This is a genomic window from Streptomyces sp. NPDC021096 (genome assembly GCF_040641275.1).
In the GTDB taxonomy this organism is placed as follows: Bacteria; Actinomycetota; Actinomycetes; order Streptomycetales; family Streptomycetaceae; genus Streptomyces.
Window position 1 is genome coordinate 1 of the sequence record NZ_JBFADG010000054.1, and the last position, 3282, is coordinate 3282.

General features: G+C 67.6%; 3 protein-coding genes. 1 reads left to right on the plus strand and 2 read right to left on the minus strand.

Annotated features, from left to right (window positions below; genetic code table 11):
• Positions 1 to 367 precede the first annotated feature (367 nt).
• Both AB0G59_RS28970 and AB0G59_RS28975 read right to left on the minus strand, forming a co-directional pair.
• The gene (locus AB0G59_RS28970; protein ID WP_360917712.1) at positions 368 to 1921 is read right to left on the minus strand and encodes a hypothetical protein; all 1554 of its coding nucleotides are present in this window, start codon (positions 1919 to 1921) and stop codon (positions 368 to 370) included.
• Between the two features lie 77 nt (positions 1922 to 1998).
• On the minus strand, positions 1999 to 2667 hold the full coding sequence (locus AB0G59_RS28975) for a hypothetical protein (protein ID WP_360917715.1): 669 nt from the start codon (positions 2665 to 2667) through the stop codon (positions 1999 to 2001).
• Between the two features lie 93 nt (positions 2668 to 2760).
• On the opposite strand from AB0G59_RS28975, the gene AB0G59_RS28980 reads away from it, so the two are divergent.
• A partial coding sequence (locus AB0G59_RS28980) for a transposase family protein (protein ID WP_360917718.1) occupies positions 2761 to 3282 on the plus strand: 522 nt, incomplete at its 3' end.

The window sequence follows — 3282 nt, forward strand, 5'->3', positions numbered from 1 at the left end:
GAGGGCGCCGAGACCGGCAGAGCGCAGGTGGGCCAGGACATGGTCGTGGCGGGCGGCGGTGATGTCGTGGGTGCGGCCGGGCCGTGCGGCGGATATCGGGTCTGTGATTTCCTTTACAGTCCCCGGTCCAGCAGCATCGGGGTTGAGGTGCCGCCTTCCGCGTCGTGTGCCGGGCACTGTGCCGGAGCCAGTGGAGTGCTCACCCCTCCACTCTTCGAAGTCGTCGGGGCTGGCAGGGGGGTGACCCCAGCCATGCGCTTCTCTCGAGGATCTCTTCCGCCCGCCAGTAGGACAACCGGGCGCGGCGGGCCACCAGGCAGGTGTCCAGGTCGGGGTGCCGTGAGCGGGATGCCGCACAAGGGCCGCGCTATTGGTGCAGTCCGGGCCAGACGTCGGCGATGCGGCGGACGCCGGGTTTGCGGGCTTGGCCGGTGTGCCAGTCGCATTCGAGGTATCGGCCGCCGCCGAAGAAGCGTGGGTTGCCGTTGCTGCCAAGCAGGGCGGCGTCCAGGGGCAGCATCTCCTCAGGCAGGCCCTTCCAGACCTCCCGGATCGTTCGGGTGGTCCCGACGCGTCGCCCGGTTTTCCAGTCGCACTCGACGTAGTGTTCGGTCCCGAAGAACCGGGCGTTGCCGTTGCTGCCGAGCAGAGCGGCCCTGATGTTGCCGCGCATGTGCTCGGGCAGTCCGGGCCATTCGTCGGCGATGCGGCGGACGCCGGGTTTGCGGGCTTGGCCGGTGTGCCAGTCGCATTCGAGGTATCGGCCGCCGCCGAAGAAGCGTGGGTTGCCGTTGCTGCCAAGCAGGGCGGCGTCCAGGGGCAGCATCTCCTTAGGTAGGCCCTTCCAGACCTCCCGGATCGATCTCACGTTCCCCTTGCGTTCGCCGGAGTCCCAGTCGCACTCGACGTAGTGTTCGGTCCCGAAGAACCGGGCGTTGCCGTTGCTGCCGAGCAGGGTCGCCCGCAGGCTGACGATTCGGGCCAAGGCCGAGGGCACGGTGGCGTCCCATGTGGGGTCGGTGTCGGCCCAGCGCACCTTGTAGAAGCCGCGACCACCGGTCCGAGTGTCCTGGGGGCGGAAGAAGCGGATGCGTTCCGAGGCCCATCCGCCGTCCGCCCTGTCGTGTCGAACAAGGGCGATTTGGTGCGACGAGGGGTGTACGCCGAGTCCTTTGACCTCGTACAGGCCGGAGATCTCCCCGGGAGCCGGCGCAAAGGTCTCGGTGTTCGCGTCGAACGTGACCACTTTGAGGTCGGTGGACACGTGGAAGTTGCGTGTGCCGGGCACCGGGGCGATGTCGTGGGGGGCCTCGTAGTAGCCCGGCCATTTCGCGAAGTGGCGCGAGATGCGATCCAGCGGCCTGGGGTCGGTCTCCAGCGGGAAGTCGCGGACGTGTTGCAGTGGCGGGTCCTCCCGCAGCCCGCGCCAGGCGTACTTGCGCAGGATCCCGGTACCGCCAGCGGTTTTAGGTCCTTTGTTCCGGCCTACGGCCCACAGCGTGCGGCTGTGTTCGTCCCACAGCACTCCATGAGCGTCGAAAAGCTTGTCGCTCCAGTCGCGGAGCGACTGGTCGAGGTGACTTCGATAGACCTTGACGGCACCGGCGCTGTCCGTCTCGCCAGCGGCATCTCCTCCCGGAGCCGCTCCCACGAGCACTCCCTTGGGCAGCAGATCCGCCGAGTGGACGCTCCCGTCGGTATCCACTGCCTGCAGAACCTCGCCGTGCGGAAAGCTGATCACGAGAATCTTTCCGCCTCCGCACGCGAGGGCGTAGCGAGAGCCATGCGTGTCCTTGCGCACCCTCACGTCATTCGCCGTCCAACCCTTGCGCGTCCACATCCACAAGGGTGTGGCCCAATCCGGATCGGCCGGGTCGAAGGCTTGAAGCGTCTCTCCTCCGGCGGCAATGACCAGATTCATCGCACCTCCCCAGCGTCGAAGTCCACACCGGTCGCGGCCTGCCGGAAACCGAGGGCTGTCACAGTACCCGTATCGCGTTACTGGTCGCTCAGGGCCGGCCAGTTCGGCTTCGCGGCGATGTCGCTGATGCGCCCGCGGATCTCGTTGCCGTTCGTCTTCACGGTCTGGTTGCCCTTGAACAGCCAGTACCAGCCGCCCCCGGAGTACAGCGCGGCCTCGATCGGGCCCTTCGCGAAAATGGTGTCCTTGAGCACCGGCCACAGGTCCGGACCGGTGATGTCGCCGACGCCCTCGTCCAGGACGGCCCCGTGCTTGTCCGTGCGGGCGGTCTTGTCGCCCTTGAAGAACCAGAACCCGTCCTTGCCGCCGCTGCCGGACTCGACGGCGGCGTCCACGCCGTCCGCGAACACCGTGCCCTTGAGCGCGGGCCAGTGGCTGTCCGCGGTGATGTCCTTCATCTCCTTGTTGATGGTGTATCCGTCGGTCCGCAGCGCCTGGTTGCCCCGAAAGAGCCAGTAGTTGTTGCCGCCGGAGTACACGGAGGCGTCGATGGGGCCGTCGGCGAAGATGGTGTCCTTCAGAGCGGGCCAGTTCTTAGGGGCCGTCAGCAGGGCCTTGGGGCGGTCGACGGTCGCTCCGTGCTTGTCAGTGCGCAGGCTCTGGTTCCCCTTGAAGAACCAAAATCCCCACTGCCCGCCGCCCTCCGAGCCTACGGCGGCGTCCAGACCATCCCTGAAATTGCCCATACTCGCTCCAAATGTGCACATAACGGACACGTTGTGACTATGTTAGTGGCTCCTGACCGGTACGAACACACTCCGCAGTCAGGGTTCACCCGGATGACCGACTTCCCGGTGCGGTCCAAGGCGGGCAGTTGGCGCGGGGGATGTCGGCGCCGGGCGCGCCCCAGTAAGGACGCCGAACCCGTCGACTACACGGGCTGGTCGAGCCAGGCAGTCCTGGCCGTGCTGCGTCACGACCAGCGCCTGGCCGACATGGCCGACGGCAATGACGTGTCCGAGTCCACCGTCCGCCGCTGGCGGGACGAGCTGATCGTCCTGCTCGCCGCGCAGGCCCCGCGCCTTGACCGCGCCCTGAAGAAAGTCGCCAAGCGGGGCGGGGAGGTGGTTCTGATCGACGGCACCCTCATCTCCACACAGCGCCGCACCGGGAGGGCCGACCGGCGGAACTACTCCGGCATCAAACACCGCCGTCACGGCCTGCGCTTCCTCGCCCTGACCGACGAGAGAGGCCGGCTGACCTGGTTATCCGCCGCACGGCCCGGCCGCACCCACGACATCACCGCCGCCCGCCACGACCATGTCCTGGCCCACCTGCGCTCTGCCGGTCTCGGCGCCCTC

Excerpts from the sequence above, each read along its gene's own strand:
- AB0G59_RS28970 (WP_360917712.1), bottom strand. The coding sequence starts at position 1,921 with ATGAATCTGGTCATTGCCGCCGGAGGAGAGACGCTTCAAGCCTTCGAC.
- AB0G59_RS28975 (WP_360917715.1), bottom strand. The coding sequence starts at position 2,667 with ATGGGCAATTTCAGGGATGGTCTGGACGCCGCCGTAGGCTCGGAGGGC.